The organism is Providencia sp. UF-183, from assembly GCF_058246155.1.
Genome location: NZ_JBSICD010000057.1, coordinates 1 through 1,429 on the forward strand (window position 1 = coordinate 1; position 1,429 = coordinate 1,429).

Annotated in this window: 3 protein-coding genes; 2 read left to right on the forward strand and 1 reads right to left on the reverse strand. The window is 40.4% G+C overall.

All coding sequences use genetic code 11. The annotated features are described in order from the left end of the window. On the forward strand, positions 1 to 861 hold an 861-nt coding region (locus AC4IFT_RS22295), incomplete at its 5' end, for a VENN motif pre-toxin domain-containing protein (protein WP_490752910.1). Positions 862 to 877: 16 nt separating this feature from the next. Then, entirely contained in the window at positions 878 to 1,201 is a 324-nt protein-coding gene (locus AC4IFT_RS22300; RefSeq protein ID WP_490752912.1) for a hypothetical protein, read from the forward strand. Positions 1,202 to 1,246: 45 nt separating this feature from the next. On the opposite strand, the gene AC4IFT_RS22305 is transcribed toward AC4IFT_RS22300, so the two are convergent. Next, a partial coding sequence (locus AC4IFT_RS22305) for a SymE family type I addiction module toxin (RefSeq protein WP_490752914.1) occupies positions 1,247 to 1,429 on the reverse strand: 183 nt, incomplete at its 5' end.

The following is a 1,429-nucleotide window of genomic DNA, read 5'->3' on the forward strand; positions in this document are numbered from 1 at the left end:
GCGGGTGGATTAGTCGGCGGCGATACGTCCAGTGCAGCAAATGCCGCAGAGGCCGGGAAGACCACGGTTGAGAATAATGCGCTCACTGGCGTGATGGTGAAAGGCTTAGAAAAAGGCTATAGCGCTTGTGCTAAAAATGCCAGCTGTTTAAATGGGTTAGCTAAGTTAGGGGTTAACTTTGGCCTCACAAATGATCAAATAGAAAATGCTACACAAGCTGCGATAGCTGCAAGACAAGGTGATACAACTAAGCTACAAACACTCTCACCGCAGGAGCTCGCTTACATTGATGAGCAAATTATCAGTGGCAAGGGTATGGCTCGGGAGATGTTTGGGACTCAGACATGGGGTGATCGAATTGATATTAAACCCCATACAGGTGGTAACCAAATACCTGAGCAAGGCCGTATAGATACAGGCGGAAATCAGATACCTGAGCAAGGAAAAACTGATACGGGTGGTAACCAAATATCAGAACAAGGACGGACTGACACTGGCGGAGATCAAATCCCTGAACGTATTGATAATACGCATATAACACCGCTGCCTAATCAGATTACAGTAGAAGACATTGCCTATTTATCTGAAAATAAAGATAAAATTAAAGACTCTTGGCACAAGGGAAGCTTTGATTCATCTGAAGAGTCGTTACAAAAACATTATGAGAAACATGGAAGAGAAGTCGGAGCTAATGATATCGAGCAATATCAACGTAAGGCGGAGGAATTTGCAAAAAGTTTAAAAGGAGCTAAAACCGCTAAGATTAGAGGTGCTACTGATAATGTAACTCGTTATTATAAAAATGGAAAATATCTAGATAGAACAGCAGACGGAAAGATAATATCGTTTGGAAAACAATAATAGAGAGGAATATGTTATGTGGCATGATTTACATATTACGAATGTGAGTTGTATAGAGAAAACAGTTGCTGAATTTACTGTCACAATGATCCCCATTTTACCTTATGCCAAAATGAAGGTGAAAATCTATGAAAGGCAATCTGGTAATTTTATAGGAATAACTGATTTAGCAATAAAAAGAAAATTTGATGGTTGTCCAGAACGTGCTGTTGGTTATGGTGATACTATTGAGGAAACATTAGAAGATACAATCCTCTATTTTAATAAAATGCTAAGCCAAGATGGCTATACTGAACTAACCGAAGAAGATATCGATTACGCAGAGTGGTCTGACTTTTAAAAGTATAAAGATCCCAATTTACATAGGGATCTTTCGTTTATGTTATCACTCCCCCTCAGCCAACCGGATAATCAACTGTCCGGCTTGGCGAGTGAGGGTAAAGTGGCTACCCACCTCAAACCCCATTTCTTTCAGCCACTTACCACTAATGGTCAGTTGTGGACTAGGGTTGGGTTTACCTCTATTCGTTAAGTAACCCACTGTATACTTTCTGGTTTTTGTTACTTC

Bases quoted from the DNA above. Each gene is read 5' to 3' on its own strand.
- AC4IFT_RS22300 (WP_490752912.1), top strand. From the start codon at position 878: ATGTGGCATGATTTACATATTACGAATGTGAGTTGTATAGAGAAAACA.